A 16,001-nucleotide genomic window follows, 5' to 3' on the forward strand; every position below is an offset into this window, starting at 1 on the left:
TGATGGACACTTGCAGCGGACAACTCACCACTCGCAAAAAAAGAAAAAGGCGAAAACAGATCGATATCCGTTTTCGCCTTATTTTTTTCAGTGACCGATTTTTTTGAGTAGCATGGCTACTGCTTCTGGTCTCGGCTGTAACAGTTCTTCTGAAGCCTGTTGCCAGAAATCCTTCATGTTTTTCATTTCGCCGCCCAGCAATTCATTTTCACTTTTCTGTGTGCTAGCCGCCAGCGTCGTTTTGTGGTTTGAAGGAGAAAATGTACGGAGTAAAGTTTTGCTCATTAAGATAGATTTTCAGCTTAAACGGCAAATAATAAAAGATTATTGTTACGCATTTAATTTTTTCTCAAAAACTAGAGCCTTTAACATTCCTTTAAATAAGGCACGATTTTACTACCCTATTAAAGAAGTAAATTACTGGCACTACCTAAAAAGTTCCTATGCAAACAATTGGAATCACCGGCGGCACCGGCTTCGTCGGTCACCATTTAGCAACGCAGCTTCAATCTGAAGGATATAAAGTGATCATTTTCACCCGTTCGGCCAAACAAACCGGCGACGAACAACTCAGTTATGCGCACTGGGATCCAGACAATAAAAAATGCGATATAGCAGCTTTGGGAAAAGCAGATGCAATGGTGCACCTAGCGGGCGCGAGCATTGCCGGTAAACGCTGGACGCCGGAACGCAAAAAAGAAATCATTGACAGCCGGGTAGCTTCTACCCGCTTTTTGGTACAAATGCTTCAGATTCACGCGCCGAATTGCAAAACCCTACTCTGCGCCTCGGCCACCGGCTTTTATGGTCCCGACAGACCTGGATTAACGCCATTTACAGAAGAAGCACCCGCCTACCCTGATTTTCTGGGAGAGGTCTGCAGAGAATGGGAGGAAGCATCGGAAGAAGCGGCTCATTTTTTGCGCAGAGTAATTGTACGGTTTGGTATTGTACTCGGCAAAGAATCCGGAGCCTTTCTGGAATTTGAAAAACCGACGCGCATGGGCGTGCTACCGATTTTGGGTAGTGGCCAGCAAATGGTGTGCTGGATTCATGTGGAAGATCTTGCCCGCATGATCACTTTCCTACTTCAGCATGACACACTTTATGGCATTTATAACGGCGTGGCTCCTGTTCCGGTTTCCAACAAAAGACTGATGAAAGATATAGGACAAGAAAAAGGTGGCATCAAAATTCCGGTGCCTGTGCCTTCGTTCGTTCTGAAAATGATGCTTGGAGAGATGAGCGTGGAGGTTTTAAAGAGCACAACGGTAAGTGCTGAAAAAATCCTGAGAGCAGGCTTTTCATTTAAGTATCCGAATATTGAAAAAGCGGTGCACGATTTACTCAAGAAGCGCTGAAGTTAATAATGATGATTTGGGTGAAAGTAAAAGTTGAATACGAACATGCATTTACATCACCCGACAAAGCCAGGAATGCCAATCAAATATTTTTCATGTGCCGCCAACTTCAGGACGCGACACTGGCTACCCCATCTTGCACTGTTTCTTTGACAGGCGCATCCGCTCTGAAAGCTTCTGCAATTGCGTAGGTATCCATGTACACCTGTACGTTGACGATTTTTTCATCAGCCAGTGTAAATGCCATAACCCATTCAGTGGAATATATTTTTTGCGTAGCCAGCACTTTTGCGCTATCGTGGCCCTGAACAAGCACCATGTTGTCTTTATTAAAGAAGCATGTCGGTGTTAAAGGCGCTAGTATTTGGAGCAGGGCCTGTTCCATGCCAAACATTTTTTGTACTTCCTGTATACCGGAGTGTATGCCGCCAAATGGAACGCCGGGGGCGCCGGGTTCTGTCCATACAATATTATTGCTCATAGCAGCGAAAACACCTGCGGCGTTACCGTGTGCGTAATCATAAAATAATTGCTTTACGATTGCTTCGTTTTTATTCTGGTCCATGCCATTGTCTTTAGATGATGTGGTAATATTTGTGTTGACTTGCTGTAGTTTTTCCTCCATAGGAGTCTCTTTTAACGGCACATGATTTTTGTTTCTCCTGTAGTTGGCCAGCGCTGTATACACCAGTTTTCTTGCGCGGTTCAGGCCACCCAACGGTCTGTGTTCCGGCAGTGAATGCCAGGGCGAAAATGACATGTCTTCGCCAAGTTTGTTCATTTCTGCGGTATCAAATTCCTGCCTTTTTATAGTAATGGTCGCCAGCTTCACAAAAGGAGATTTCCATTTTACCGTAGCGTCTTCAATCGGCATTTTATAAGGGTCTTCCTGGAACTGAACATAAAAGCCAAAGCTTACTTCGCGCTCCAGCAATACGTTTACCATATTCTGTCTGATCAAATCGTTCCCCGTTGTAATGCCAGCAGGAATGGGAACATCATTTTCTGGTTTTACATGATATTTGACTGCTTTATCCTGTGCGCCAAACTGATACGGCGTAGTGCTCCAGTATGGAATATCAAGAGCCTGTACGCATTTTGATTCAGCACGCAACAGTCCCGCAATCACGCGTGCATTCGACCAGAAATTTTTGAAAAACGAACGTGCCTTAGCGAGCCCCAATGGCAGTGTTAAGAGTATCACACTTTTGCTGAACTCTTTTACTGTTTTCGCAATAAAAACTTCGTGCGACATCAGTATGAAATCCTGTGTCTGTGCAGCATGATCGCCGGCGAGTAATTTCTCTCCGGGCACTTCGATAATTTTTATAGCGAAGCCGCGAATGTCAGGTTTCTCATCATTCCTGATGCGCGTATTAGAATTTGAAAACCGGATAAATGCACGGTAAGTGTGTGGTTCCTTAAACAGTCCTACCCGAAGATGTTCCGGCAGCTCCGGTACTTTAAATTCCGCCTCTACGCAGCCATGCATTTTTGGATGTGCCTGACGCAGCGTACCTCCTTCCGGATATGATCTGGCCAGCTGAGCAATCATGTAGTTGATCGTATTCAGCACATCACCTGTTTCTTCTGCTGTAGGATATTCGTTCCCCAGTTTCAGCATTTTGCCTTCGAATTTAGGAGCCATAACAATGGACAATACATCTATTGCTAATATAATAAATATATTTAATAGTATAATTTGCAAAATGCCGATGGAGCATTAATTCCAATTATATCCCAGAAGTGTACCGTATAAAGACGTTTGGAGTAACCGGGTTTTGCTCGGATTTTTACAAGGTTGGATGAAATGTTGTAAATTTTGTTTGCAAACTAACTTGTTTGAATCGTGAATATAAAAATCGCTACAGCGCTATCTACCCTGCTTTTTTGTTCGTTCACCTATGGGAAAACAAAAAGCCACGATACAAACATTCGCATCAAATCTATGGGTTCCGGTTCCGGTTACGATACGATTCAATTCAGACATCGCATTCAAGATGGAACGTCATTGGTGATTTGTTCAAAAGACACTTTTTGCCTGACGAATAGTCAATATGGAATTATCGACACAAGATTGCTGCAGGAAAAATTTCTGTATGTAAGCTTTGGCTTGCCGGGAGGTAATGGCGCACAAAATAATTCGCAGGCGATATTCTGTGTTAGCGATCATCACCTTCATTTAGTCTGTCCTATTTTTAATTCGTCCGTTTTTCATTCGGAAACCAATGAACTGATAGAGCGGCATATTATCCAGCCATCGGTTTGGGAGCAAGGCAATCAATTTCATCTAAAGCTTCATTTTGTTGATAAATGCACGCCGGATACGGATAATAGCCTATGTGAGAGAAAAGATATGGAACTGATTTTCGATCGCAAGCAAAATATTTTTTTCCAGCGTAAGGTATACCTTGACAACACGTATCACGTGAGCATAGCGGGTGCGGATGGTGATTATACAAAGGCATTTAAAGGATATTTTCCTTCCATGGCCAACGGAAAAACGGCCTATTATTTTGCAGCTGGTAATTGGTATGAGCTATATAAGGAAAAGCATTTGTTGTTGAGAGGAAAGGCTTCTGCTGAAAAACAAAATTGACTGCTGAATGGCTATTTAGTGTTGTGCTAAATTACCTTCCGGCGCAGCGAAAATTCTAATCGCAGCGATTATTGTTTTTAGGTACTTCTTTGAAGAAGCCCATCAGTATCTCTTTGCATTTATTCCATGACAGGGTATCAATAAAATAATGGAAGTCTTCGTCCTGTTTGATTTTGCGAATGAAGCCCGAATTTTCCAGCTCCTTGAGATGAACACCAAGAGCTTCTGGTTCCAGTTCCAGATCGTCAAGTATATAATCAAAGCTTGCATCATGGACGGCTGACAAGTATTGCAAGATGGCAATCCGTGCCGGATGTGCGATCACTCGCGCGATGCCGGCGAGATCGTTTTGGTATTTTGTAAACGAATGCGTGCTGTCCATATGCAGATTCTGGCGTAGAAAATACGCTGATACTAATTTCATGAAATTGAGGAAAGCAGAATGGTAGATTTGAAAAAACAATGGTATTCTTTATTGCTCGGAATGCAAAATGGCCACAGAATAGCAAAGTACATAGCCTGGAAGAAATCCTCCCAACACAACCTAGGCGGCATTTAAACTCCGGAAACGCAATGTTGTGACCAGTCCGGCTATCGCAATTAAGATCGTTCGCCAGTCTGTAATGGCGAATTACCCCATTTCTATACAAATAGCCACGATCAGGCCTGCTGAAATAATATTCACCTCTGCAACCAGAAAAAATGCTTGTATTCCTTACAATTTGCGAAAAGCGGACGGTGTTTGCGTTGTGTACCGCTTAAAATATTTGACAAAATGGGAGCCATCACTAAAATCAAGTGAATTGGCAATTTCCGCTACTGAATTATTTGTGTATAATAAAAGGCGTTTGGCTTCAGCGATTATGTATTCGGCGAGCAGCTCACTGGCAGCCTGATTGGTTGCTTTTCGGCAGATTGCATTCAGGTTTTGCGGCGATGTATGTAGCAGTGTAGCATAATGTGCAACATTATTTTTAATGCCTGTTTTCTGACTGAGTAATTCGCGGAAGGTGGTAACGAGATCTACACTTTTATTTACTTTCTGATATACAGGTAAGGACACTTCCGATACTTTGGCAAATAATGCTTTTAATAATCCTTCCTGAATATGGAAGTTTGTTTCGGAAGCAAGTAATTGAAATACCTGTTCTATAAAAACAGAATCCTGCACTTGCATGCAGGCGTGGGCACTTAATTTTATCAGCAAGGCTTTTAGTTCGCTGTCGAGACTCTGATCTAAAAATCCTTTTTTCAGAATGATTACAAAACCGTCTGGCTCACTGCTTAAATCCCAGTGATGGACTTGTTCTTTCCGTACGAGGAATATAACCGGAGGTTGAATGTTGTAAGTCGAATGATCGATCGTATGAGTACCCGTTCCTTTAGACAAATAGATCAGCTCAAAATAACTGTTGTGCTTATGCGGTTCAGTCTTTCTGATTTCTTTTCGAAAGGGGCTCACTTTCAAAAGAGAAGACGATTCTATTTTATTTTTTACCTGGATGAAGTCAGACATGGTACGGCACAAGTTTAAACAGTCCGTATGGAAGATATAAAATAAGCAAGAAAAAATTATATTAATTTGCTCAATGCCTCAGTAATGGCAGAATATCAATAATGAAAGCGGTAGAGAAACATACGGTTTATACGGTCGGGCATTCGACCAATAGTCTCGAATATTTTATTGAAATGCTGCGATCATTTAACATTAAAATGCTGGTAGACATCAGACGTTTTCCCGGCTCAAGAAAATACCCTGATTTCAACAAAGAGACCCTGGCAGAAGCGTTAAAAAAAAACGACATTGATTACATTCATATGGAAGATCTGGGTGGCAGAAGACCTGCAAAAAAAGATTCGATAAATAACCTTTGGCGCAACAGATCATTTATGGGTTATGCCGACTATATGGAAACAGATGCATTCAAAAAAGCGATAGCAGAACTTCAAAGAATCGCTGCACAGCAACCAACTGTTTACATGTGCGCAGAGGCATTGTGGTGGAGATGCCATCGTTCCATGGTTTCTGATTATCTGAAAGCAAAAGGCTGGCTGGTATTACACATCTCTGCACCTGGCAAAGCCGAAGAGCATCGCTACACATCGCCTGCCCGCGTTGTCGGGGATCAGGTTTTTTATTCCGCGGAGTGATTCGATACTTGCATTTCATAACAGGCGATTTATATTCCCTTCATTATTCTATCTCCCGAAAAACCTTTTAATTAGTGATCACAGGTAATGAGCAGTCAAGAAATGGACCTGCGGTTTCATCCAGCTGCAAAATTGTTTTTCAATTTCCATTATCTTCGCAGCTGAAAATGGAGGTTGAACAGCCTATTCACCTAAAATAGAAAGTTCTATAATTACCAACCCACAATATCCCCAAACCAAACGTAAACCACTTTAAACAGCATATGATAAAAAGTATCCTATCGATTATTGCAGTTTTCTTTTCTGTAGCTGCATTTTCTCAAACTCATCCCGCGTGTGCCAGTGATCTAATTCATAAATATCAGATGGAACATGATTCGGTGTATGCTACCGCTTTTAAACGCCAGTTGCAGCAATGGGCTGCGTATAACAAGCCTAAGGGGCCCAAAATGGCACAGGGATTGCTGGTGAGCAGTCCTACAGGAATGGTCTATGAGATTCCGATTGTGTTTCACATTATTCATACAGGACAAAATATTGGCACACCACAAAACCCAAGTGATGCCACTATCCAGACATTAGTGAATTATCTGAATTCCGTTTATGCAGCTACCTGGGCATCCAATCCGGATACCAACAACGGTGGCGTGAATGTTCCGCTCCGTTTTAAGCTGGCTCAGAGAACTCCTTCTTGCCAGGCGACAAATGGCATTAACCGCGTAAATGGGAGCAGTTTGCCCGGTTATGCAGCATATGGAATTAAAATGGCCGGCGCAACATTAGGTGCTGATGATTCACTGGTGAAAGCATTAAGCATATGGCCCTCTTCAAAGTATGTGAACATATGGATTGTCACCAATATTCAGGGCGCTGCCGCTAATGGTGGTGCTGTCGCTGGCTATGCCACTTATCCCGGCACTCCGGCATACCGGGATGGCGTTGTGTTGCGTTACGACCAGACAGATTGGTCCATTGCGCATGAAGTGGGACACGTTTTTGGCCTTGCACATACATTTGAAGGATCGAGCAGTCCGACGACTTGTCCAACCAATAATAATTGCGTAACCGACGGGGATTACGTCTGCGATACGGACCCACATCCGCTAGTGTCAGGCTGCCCTACCGGTATCAATCCATGTACCAATAGCAGCTACGTTCCGGTTAACTACAATATCATGAATTATTCAAGTTGCCCGAACCGTTTTACTGTTGGACAAAGATCAAGAATGATATTTCAGATGCTGAATAACCGAGGATCGTTGAATACGTCTCTGGGTGCCTATGCTCCAGGAATCTTTCCGACCAATCTGCCCTCTCCGGTTTTAGCTTGTGTGCCCAGCGCTATTTCGGCCCCTGGCAATATATACGGCATAGGTCCACAAAATGTCACACTCGCAGATATGAGCTATGCAAGCGGCGGCTATAGCCAGGATGGGAATTTCTATATGGACAATACCGCCAATTCATGTTTGACTGGACAGTCCATAGCCCATTTACAAGCCGGCATGCAGTATACGTTAACTGTTTCTACAGGTCTTTGGAATGATGAAAATGGTGCAGCCTGGATTGACTGGAATAATGATGGCGTATTTCAAACCTCAGAACAAGTAATGGATTATTCCTCGACATCAGGTGATCAAACGGCTACAGTTATTGTTCCTACTACAGGTGTCCCACTTTGTACACCTTTGCGCATGCGCGTGTTTTCCGACTTTTTTGGAAGCGCCACGCCAACACCGTGTGGAAACCCGGCTTACGGTCAGGTGGAAGACTTTACAGTATATGTGTCCGGCACACCGTCTGTTAGTATTGCTTCAAATGCAGTGTCCTTCTGCGCCGGACAAGTAGCGAGCTTTGCAGCTACCTCGGTAAATGGCGGCTCTGGCGCTACTTATCAATGGCAAAAGAATGGTGTTAATATGGGAGCTAATACCGATACACTCAGTTTCGCTCCTGCCAATGGCGATACAGTTACCTGTGTACTTACGAGCAGTCTCTCTTGTGTAACTCCGGCAACGGTGACAAGCAACACGATTACCTTAGCGGTTCACCCTATAGTGACACCCGCGATCGTTATAACTGCTAATCCGGGGACTAATCTGGCTACCGGACAAAATGTGACTTTTACGGCAACGGTAACCAATGGCGGCAATGCGCCCGTTTACGAATGGCGTAATAATGGTACAGCCATCCCGGGTGGAACAACGATAAGCTATACCGCGACTGCAGGTGTAGATTTACAAAACAATGACCAGATAAGCGTTTGGGTTCATAATACCGATTCATGCGGACTGTCTTCTACCAGCAACGTGCTCAACATTCAGGTGCTCTCTAATACGAGCGTTGCCCATGTTGACGGAAACGAAGATGCTGTAAGCATATTTCCGAATCCGAATGATGGAAGTTTCAGAATCAAAGGCAAGATAGAAGATAAAAACAGTCGATCATTGAGCCTAATGCTTTTTAATGCCATTGGTCAATGTGTATACAAAGAGCAAACAAGCGTGGCTAACGGTAATCTGGATCAAATGATCCATTTACCAGTAACTATTAGTACGGGTCTGTACCAGTTAAAAATCGTCAGCGATCACAGTGCGTGCAGTTTAAAATTAGCAGTGTACAAATAGTTTTTGCTCTGGCGACAGAATATACAAGAAAGACCGGGCAGTGATGTCCGGTCTTTTTTGTGTTTTTAAATGCTCACAGCTGTTGTCACTTTCTTGCACAAACTCATTGCAGATATGTCTGTCGAGGAATCAATCTATTTCATAAATATCATAACTTCTGGCTAGTGCTTTGAAACGCACTTCATCGTTACTCCAGGGTTCACTATTTTTCCAGGATTGATCGTCCTTTAATTTTTTAATAATGACCGGTTTAATTTCCGCGTCACGGAACCGAAGTAATTCATCCAAAATCCGGTAATATTCGTCTGTCCCGGATTTGCTGTAATCCGTCTCTTGCAAGCGTTCAATCAGCGCTTTTTTTAAATTTTCGGAATTGGCAGCACGATACCAATCGCACAGATAAAAGACAGCCTCGATGCTATTTTGCAGAAACGCGAGATTTTCGATTTGATCATTATAGCACGGAGGATAAACTCTGTTTTGAAAAGCCCGCTCTTTCAGCAGCCATCCAGCTTCTGAGGTGTATATTATGGTGCTGTCAAGTTGCGACAAAAGTCTGTCATCAGCTTTTGCTTTTTCATCCACTTTATTCCAATATCGATAGTAGAGCTCGGTTGAAATCGATTTTGTAGATTTTATGCAGCCGCGAAGTGTTTGAACTACTTTATCATTTTTAAGAAAATGGGCGAAGACGGCCGGCAAATCTGGATAAGACTCATCTGCCAAAGCCCAGCTTGCATAACACGCAACAACACTGTTTGTATCATAAGTCAGGCTCACTAATTCCTTGGTTGAAGCCAGCTTCTGTAATTGCAAGTAATTTCTATAGTTGTCGCTCTCTGCACCCCCATCTCCGATATATTTTGATTGTACTTCATCAATAATTGCGATGTTTTGCACTATTGCTCTGAGATGCTGCGGTATTTTAAAGTTGACAGTTGCGGTATCTGGCGCTGCAAGACTTTCTTTCGGCTGTTCTTTTCTAACACTTTGTCCGAATGAAACAAATGACGTGACGATAAGGATGTATGAAAAAAGGGATTTCATTTTCTGATTCAGTAAAAAAAATTATTCGCCGGAAAGTAAAAATATATTTGAGCAATGCTATCATTCCGATGTCATTTAATGACAAAAAAGGCCGGACATTCTGCCCAGCCTTTCAAAATATTATCAAAGCAACACCTTATGCTTCCATAGCCTTCGCCACTTTTCTATACACAAACTCATGGTAGATATGTCTGCGGCAGAAACGTGCAGGAATATCAGAGTTGCGCAGTTTAGCATACAGATTTTCCGGCACACCAAAATATTCATAACTGCTGCCATCTACAAAATTCAGTTGTAAAATCCGTTTCTCATAAGAGAAGTGGAGGATCTGCGAATTCGTCACCGTTGCAGTATATTCTGGCAATGCAGCTTCGATAGTTTCCGGCGCAATGCTCACCAGGAAATGATACGCTTCAATCACCTGCTTGCTTTTTTCTTCAGCAACCAATTTACCATCTTCATCATTTATGAACCTGTCAGGATGGAACTCTTTCATCATGTTCCGGTATACTGATTTCAGTTCTTTAAGATCAGCAGTTTTATCAACGCCTAAAAGCTTTCTATGTGCAATAATTCTTTTCATACAATGTTTGTTGTGTTTGCGTAGTGGGGTTATTTATCCAGTGCAAAAAAGCAACGCGGAAGTCAGGATAGGAACAATAAAAAAAGGAATCACTTTCCCTTCGAGATTCCTCAATCGCGCGCAAAGGTAAGGACTTTATCTAATATTTTGACACACGACTGTCAAAATATTGATTGATTTTACTCAATCCACGTTAATTGGACTGAAACCAGCGTCCATCGCATATACATACAGCCCACACAGAGTACGATGTATACGCTTATTATTTAGACCATCTCGGCATCGATTATAAAACACCAGCAGGCAATGCCGATTATGATAAAATCTATGAATTGTTGAAATTTAACGTCGTGGTCGCTTTCGTGGGCGGCGGAGGCAGTAGCCATGACAACGGGACTTATGCTGTTGTAAAACTGCTGAAGCTGACATTTCATACTACACTAGGTTTTCCGAAAACTTATTGCAACATAAACATGATGAACCTGTTTCCTTTCATTTTGGAGGTATGCACTAGTTATGAAAACGGGCTCAATCAATAAAAGAGAACAATTCATATTCCTTGATAACTCGAAGGACCGACGATGTGAAAAAGAAATTGATTAACCGTGCTAAAAAGGTATCCGGAAGTCGACGGTATCATTTTGTAATTTCGTTGACGGAAGCCAGTCGGCAAATAAAAAAGGAGCCACTTTCGTAACTCCTTTGTAAATCTCTGGTGCCCAGAACAGGAATCGAACCTGCACTACCTTGCGATAACCAGATTTTGAGTCGCGAAATGATAATTACATGATTAATAGCGACTAATAAATACACGTCGTTAATTAAGCGAAAGTCTAATTTGGATCACCTATTGCAGACTTCGACAAGAAAAACACATCTGTTTTTTGCGCAAAAAGAATCGCAAAAATTTAGTGTAAGTTTTAATGCAAGGAAAAAGTGGCTATGAGACAAGTCCGTAAAGATGAGAGCCTTATCCCAGGTCCAAATAGTTCCAGCTCTAAAATTTTGTATCGTCAAAGGACAATCATTATTAATGGCGATTAACGAACAAATAATGCTAAATAAAAAGCCGCCGCAAACAGTAGCTGCTCTTTTTAGTATAAAAAACTATATAAGTATTTCATTACGGTAAAGGTGGTTTAGAAATTTTAATAAGTTGAGTGGGTACATCTTGTCCAGCGAGACCATCGTTGCCTTCTCGACCTGGTCCTCCATGAGGTCCACTATTGTTGCCCGCTTCTCGGCCAGACCCTGGCCCGCCCTTTTTTCCTGCAGAACCCCCACTTGCATTTACGCTTAAGTACTGCAGAATTGCATCGAGATCTAAGGTCGAGTCTGCAGCCCAAACTTCAACTAACACATTACCTCCTCTGCCGCCATTGCTACCTGACCCTGCGTCACCTCCGGCCCCTCCGGCCCCATTCGAACCAAACATTCCACTTTTATTTCCTCCAATTTGTCCCATGCCTCCGTTTCCTCCTTTTCCTCCATTACCTCCATTCGCGTGGATGTTTAGTCTAATTAACTTAGTCAAACCAATTTGAATTTTTACGTTTTGTACGGCAGGTCCCCCTGGCGTTCCAGAGGTTCCGGCGACACCCTTTAAGCCCGGCTGACCTCCATCAGCCTGCCACCAACCGGTACTATCCCAACTGTCCTTTGGTTTAATACCATCTTGTCCATTGTCACCGTCTGCCACAATCTCTGTATCGGCGTCGAAAGAACCTTTTCCGATTATTATGTTACAGCTTGTAAAGTGCGACGGAATCAAAAGCTTTGACCTTGGTCCCATCTCCAAAGAGGGAAAAAAAACGGATGTTCCAGGAACCACTAAAGTTTGGTCTGCTGAAATTTGTGTGGTTGGATATTTTATGAAGTCTTCAAGAATATCGATTGGATTGTTCGTTTGTTGCGGATTCATATTGCATGTTTTTGATGTATAATATTATTGTTTTAAATTATTTCACTATATGTTGTAGGTGATAACAATGCTTAGGTAGGCTGACTTTCAGTTTGTTTTTTAGACTCTAAAGGTGGAGTTGCGCCATAGATTGATTTAACTAATATGCCAAGATATACGCCAAAAATTAATTCACCTAAACCCAAAAAAAAAGTAAAATCATCATTATCCATTGGGCTGACAGCTTGATAATATAGAATGTAACCCATAATACATATAAACACAAGAGGTATAAAAATCGCGATAAAAGCGAATACAATATTTACGAGGTCTTCTGATACTCTTGTTTTCGATTTATTGACTACATAATAATTAATAATAACCGTCGTATACGCCGCAAACAGCGGGACAATAATTGGGAGGCATATTTTTATTGCTGGAGTATCATACCATCCGATAAAACGTAGTGCCAATATCTCTATAATAATTGAAAAATGACCGGTAATAAATAAGATGCTAAGTATGTTTATTAATTTATTTTCTTTCATGATTTATATATTTATAAATTTCTTTAGATAGTTGATTGAAATAGTCGTCTAATAATTGCCTTTGACCGTTTTCAATTAGAACCCCGCCATTTCGTACTGTTTCCGGTTTAGGGCCTGATCCGTCGGGTTTAGCAGTTTTATATCTTGCCTCACAGTGCAGTGTCAAGTGACCGGATTCTCTACTGTATACTTCATATATTATGTATAGATGTATGTATTCCCAATTTTTATTATCCTTTGTAATTTCGCCCGGCGCTAAAGCAAACGTAAAACCGGTATGACCATCTGACAGAAACCTTGAGCCATAAATCGGCTTATATTTTTTAAGCATGAATTGTTCTATTTGATTTTTTACAGTTGATTCTATTTGGCGCCGTTCCTTTCCAGATAAATCATCATTAAAAAGCGGATTTCCAAAATCAAATTCGTATGTCACCATCGCTCTGGGTTGATATATATTCATGTAATGTTTCATGCTCCATGAGCCGTCCTTGACTCCATTTATGTCAAACACACGATTTTTTATCTCACATACCCGCATTTCATTATCAAAATAGAGCACAAAGTTTCTAACAATATCTAATTTCGACTCTGACGGTAACGCTGCGTTCGATTCTTTTTTGGGATTAGTACTACAAAATATGTAGATACTATCTATTGGGATTTGAGATAAGTAGCTCAGCTTGCACAAAAAATGAATCATAAAATCATTTTTCTCGAAGGTATTTGAGTCTAAAGTGGCCGCCATTAAAAAATCAATAGGCATAAGTGTACCACTGAATTCTCTTGTTCCCGATACATACAATTTTAACAGCGTATTTGAAACAACTGCAGAGTCTACTTTAACTAATTTGCCAACTTGTAATACGGCATGTCCATGACTAACCGAATCAAATTTGCCGTCTGGGGGAGTTCTTTCGTAAAACAAGGGTGTATATTGTTTTAAATCTATGTTTCCACCGATTGCAAGATCCAGTGAGTTTATATTAACCGCAGTAGCTAATAAGAGTTCATTAATTTCATCTGCTAATTGGACATTCTTGGTTTGCGCCTTGACTTGCTTGCCAAATGCGAGTATACATATACTACATGTTACGAAAGTTGTAAATAAAGCAGCTTTCATCATCGAGAATGGTTAACAATATCCATAAAACATTATGCATAATTCAAATTCAAGCGTACAACTCAAAACGTCCCTTAAGGGAGTAAGTTTCATCAAAACAAACATGTTGAAATTTTCTTTGAAATTTAGTGTGATGTTTTATTGTGAAATTATAAAATATAATAATTATACATATGCGTTAATTGACGGTGGAGATGGGGGTAGTTTTCACGTAGTTACTCTGGGCAATTCTTGCTAATTGATTGTTGTTATTTTTTAGCGGTCCGACCTTGTACATTATAGAAATTATTTCGAGCAACTCTGGTGATTTGATTAATAAATTTACTTTTAATGAACTGTAACTCTTGCTACATGGACCGCTCAATAAACCTTCAAATTGAAACGGCGTAACTTCAGGTTTCAATCTCATTTTTGAATAAGAAATGGTTCCATAAATTCGTTGGAAGTCAATACTGCAAATGGATATTTGTTTGGAAATCCATTTTTGCGCAACGATGCAGTCTGTTGTTGATCTTGAATTTCAAATGCAAGGCCTCTCAAAGTCGATGTTTAAACGTCTTCTCCTCAACATAGAAGATCGATATGATATTTTATTTGCGATGGTGTCAAAATTGAACCCCAAATTCAAAGCGCACTTAAGTGTGGGTTGGAAAACTCTGAGAGAAACTGACGAACTTTTTTTGCTGAGTTATTCAATAGTCCATTAACAACCTACCAATTATTTCAAACATAAAAAATCAACCATCATGAGAAACGAATTGTTGTCTCTGTACAAAGAGAAGCAAAAGAACTTTAAATCTATCATTAACAGTTTTCCCGAGGACGATTTGGCGGGACCATTTTTGATGTCTCCTGGCGAAGTCTATCGCGGTCAGCCGAATCGATTGTTGATTGTCGGACAGGAGACCAATGGTTGGACATCTTACGTGGATGATCTGGAAAAACAGATGGGGACCTATGAGGGCTTTAACGTCGGAATTGAATATTATGCATCTCCATTCTGGAACATTACAAGGAAAGTTGAAAAGGCACTCGGGAATGAACCGTATTCATGTGCCTGGACGAACCTTAGTAAGTTCGATTTGGATGCAGGACGACGTTATGGGAACATGAAGCTGCCATTTCTAAAATCGACGGAATTCTGCTCAATGAAATAGAAATAATAAAGCCAGATTTCTGCCTATTCTTTACCGGTCCATCTTTTGATAACAGGTTAAAAGCGATTTTTGAAGGTCTGGAATTTATCGACATTCCCAATTGGACTTCAAGGCAATTTTGCAATTTGAAACATCCGAATCTTCCAGCAAACAGTTTCCGAGCGTATCATCCAAAATCACTTAGAATAAGGCATCTCGAAAACGCCTTTATCGATTACATCGCGAAACAAAATGCATCAAAATTGCAGTAACATAGCGGGGATGATACGCCAAAACAAAAACAAGATTAAAACATGCCTTGTCAACATAGATTTCACCACATATTGATCCCTCAACAGGAGAATTTAGAGTTTTTATTTATTGGGACTTTTAATCCCGTTTGGGATGCTGCCAACGGGAAGAATGCAGACTATTTTTATGGACGAGCGTCAAGCCTGTTTTGGTGCATACTTCCACATGCATTCAATGAGAACTGCCTAATCGACCAAGGTCCGGAACAATGGGAGGCATTCTGTACTAATCACAATATTGGTTTAACAGATATTATCTCCTCGGTTTTGAATGGGAACGAGAATGATGAGGAGCACAACGATCTATTGTGTCGTGGGTTTCAAGACAAAAATCTTGATAAAAAGATTGATAGGCAATATGTCTTTAATCTTGATTTTACAACACATCAAATAATACGACTCATAAGTCAAAACCGTAGAACCTTAAAGGCTGTATTTTTTACTCGGTCCACACCCGGGGAGATACCAAGGATATGGTCGCAATGGCAATTAATTTTATTGCATTGCCAAAATTTAGGAATTTATGCAAACGGATTACCGACACCGTCAACACGGGGTGGTACCATAAGAGATAAAATTGCCCTGTGGCGACAAGAAGTTGGGAATAGCCTGTAA

At 41.1% G+C, this 16,001-nt stretch carries 15 protein-coding genes; 6 read left to right on the plus strand and 9 right to left on the minus strand.

Annotated features, from left to right (window positions below):
- Positions 1-87: 87 nt before the first annotated feature.
- Positions 88-285, minus strand: a complete 198-nt coding sequence (locus DN068_RS11870; RefSeq protein ID WP_110999145.1) for a hypothetical protein — start codon at positions 283-285, stop codon at positions 88-90.
- A gap of 158 nt (positions 286-443) precedes the next feature.
- Here DN068_RS11870 and DN068_RS11875 point away from each other — a divergent pair, with 158 nt between their 5' ends.
- On the plus strand, positions 444-1,361 hold the full coding sequence (locus DN068_RS11875) for a TIGR01777 family oxidoreductase (protein WP_110999146.1): 918 nt from the start codon (positions 444-446) through the stop codon (positions 1,359-1,361).
- A 109-nt stretch (positions 1,362-1,470) separates the two neighbouring features.
- Here the strand turns inward: DN068_RS11875 and DN068_RS11880 are convergent, their stop codons facing one another.
- Positions 1,471-3,009, minus strand: a complete 1,539-nt coding sequence (locus tag DN068_RS11880; protein WP_110999147.1) for a hypothetical protein — start codon at positions 3,007-3,009, stop codon at positions 1,471-1,473.
- 201 nt (positions 3,010-3,210) lie between these two features.
- Here DN068_RS11880 and DN068_RS11885 point away from each other — a divergent pair, with 201 nt between their 5' ends.
- Complete coding sequence (locus DN068_RS11885; protein WP_110999148.1) at positions 3,211-3,960, plus strand: hypothetical protein; 750 nt, start codon at positions 3,211-3,213, stop codon at positions 3,958-3,960.
- Between the two features lie 55 nt (positions 3,961-4,015).
- Here the strand turns inward: DN068_RS11885 and DN068_RS11890 are convergent, their stop codons facing one another.
- Complete coding sequence (locus DN068_RS11890; protein WP_123985324.1) at positions 4,016-4,384, minus strand: ArsR/SmtB family transcription factor; 369 nt, start codon at positions 4,382-4,384, stop codon at positions 4,016-4,018.
- Positions 4,385-4,675: 291 nt separating this feature from the next.
- Positions 4,676-5,476, minus strand: coding sequence for an AraC family transcriptional regulator (locus DN068_RS11895; RefSeq protein ID WP_110999150.1), 801 nt, complete (start codon positions 5,474-5,476; stop codon positions 4,676-4,678).
- A 101-nt stretch (positions 5,477-5,577) separates the two neighbouring features.
- Between DN068_RS11895 and DN068_RS11900 the strand changes: the two genes are divergently transcribed.
- On the plus strand, positions 5,578-6,111 hold the full coding sequence (locus DN068_RS11900) for a DUF488 domain-containing protein (protein ID WP_110999151.1): 534 nt from the start codon (positions 5,578-5,580) through the stop codon (positions 6,109-6,111).
- A 263-nt stretch (positions 6,112-6,374) separates the two neighbouring features.
- Positions 6,375-8,738: a GEVED domain-containing protein gene (locus DN068_RS11905; protein ID WP_110999152.1), complete on the plus strand. Its 2,364-nt coding sequence runs from the start codon at positions 6,375-6,377 to the stop codon at positions 8,736-8,738.
- A 129-nt stretch (positions 8,739-8,867) separates the two neighbouring features.
- Here DN068_RS11905 and DN068_RS11910 read toward each other — a convergent pair whose 3' ends face one another.
- From DN068_RS11910 to DN068_RS11930, 5 genes are all read right to left on the minus strand, one after another.
- A complete protein-coding gene (locus tag DN068_RS11910; RefSeq protein WP_110999153.1) occupies positions 8,868-9,785 on the minus strand; it encodes a hypothetical protein in 918 nt (305 codons plus the stop codon).
- A 136-nt stretch (positions 9,786-9,921) separates the two neighbouring features.
- The gene (locus DN068_RS11915; protein WP_110999154.1) at positions 9,922-10,368 is read right to left on the minus strand and encodes a J domain-containing protein; all 447 of its coding nucleotides are present in this window, start codon (positions 10,366-10,368) and stop codon (positions 9,922-9,924) included.
- 1,123 nt (positions 10,369-11,491) lie between these two features.
- Entirely contained in the window at positions 11,492-12,289 is a 798-nt protein-coding gene (locus DN068_RS11920) for a hypothetical protein (RefSeq protein ID WP_110999155.1), read from the minus strand.
- Positions 12,290-12,360: 71 nt separating this feature from the next.
- Positions 12,361-12,816, minus strand: coding sequence for a hypothetical protein (locus DN068_RS11925; protein WP_110999156.1), 456 nt, complete (start codon positions 12,814-12,816; stop codon positions 12,361-12,363).
- Positions 12,803-13,942 carry a hypothetical protein gene (locus DN068_RS11930; RefSeq protein WP_110999157.1) on the minus strand — a complete coding sequence of 380 codons (1,140 nt, stop codon included), beginning with the start codon at positions 13,940-13,942 and terminating at the stop codon, positions 12,803-12,805. Before DN068_RS11930 ends, DN068_RS11925 begins: the two co-directional genes overlap by 14 nt.
- A gap of 743 nt (positions 13,943-14,685) precedes the next feature.
- On the opposite strand from DN068_RS11930, the gene DN068_RS11945 reads away from it, so the two are divergent.
- Positions 14,686-15,096 carry a hypothetical protein gene (locus DN068_RS11945; RefSeq protein ID WP_110999160.1) on the plus strand — a complete coding sequence of 137 codons (411 nt, stop codon included), beginning with the start codon at positions 14,686-14,688 and terminating at the stop codon, positions 15,094-15,096.
- 293 nt (positions 15,097-15,389) lie between these two features.
- Entirely contained in the window at positions 15,390-16,001 is a 612-nt protein-coding gene (locus DN068_RS11950; protein WP_207798920.1) for a uracil-DNA glycosylase family protein, read from the plus strand.

The sequence above is a fragment of the Taibaiella soli genome, assembly GCF_003236175.1.
In the GTDB taxonomy this organism is placed as follows: Bacteria; Bacteroidota; Bacteroidia; order Chitinophagales; family Chitinophagaceae; genus QKTW01.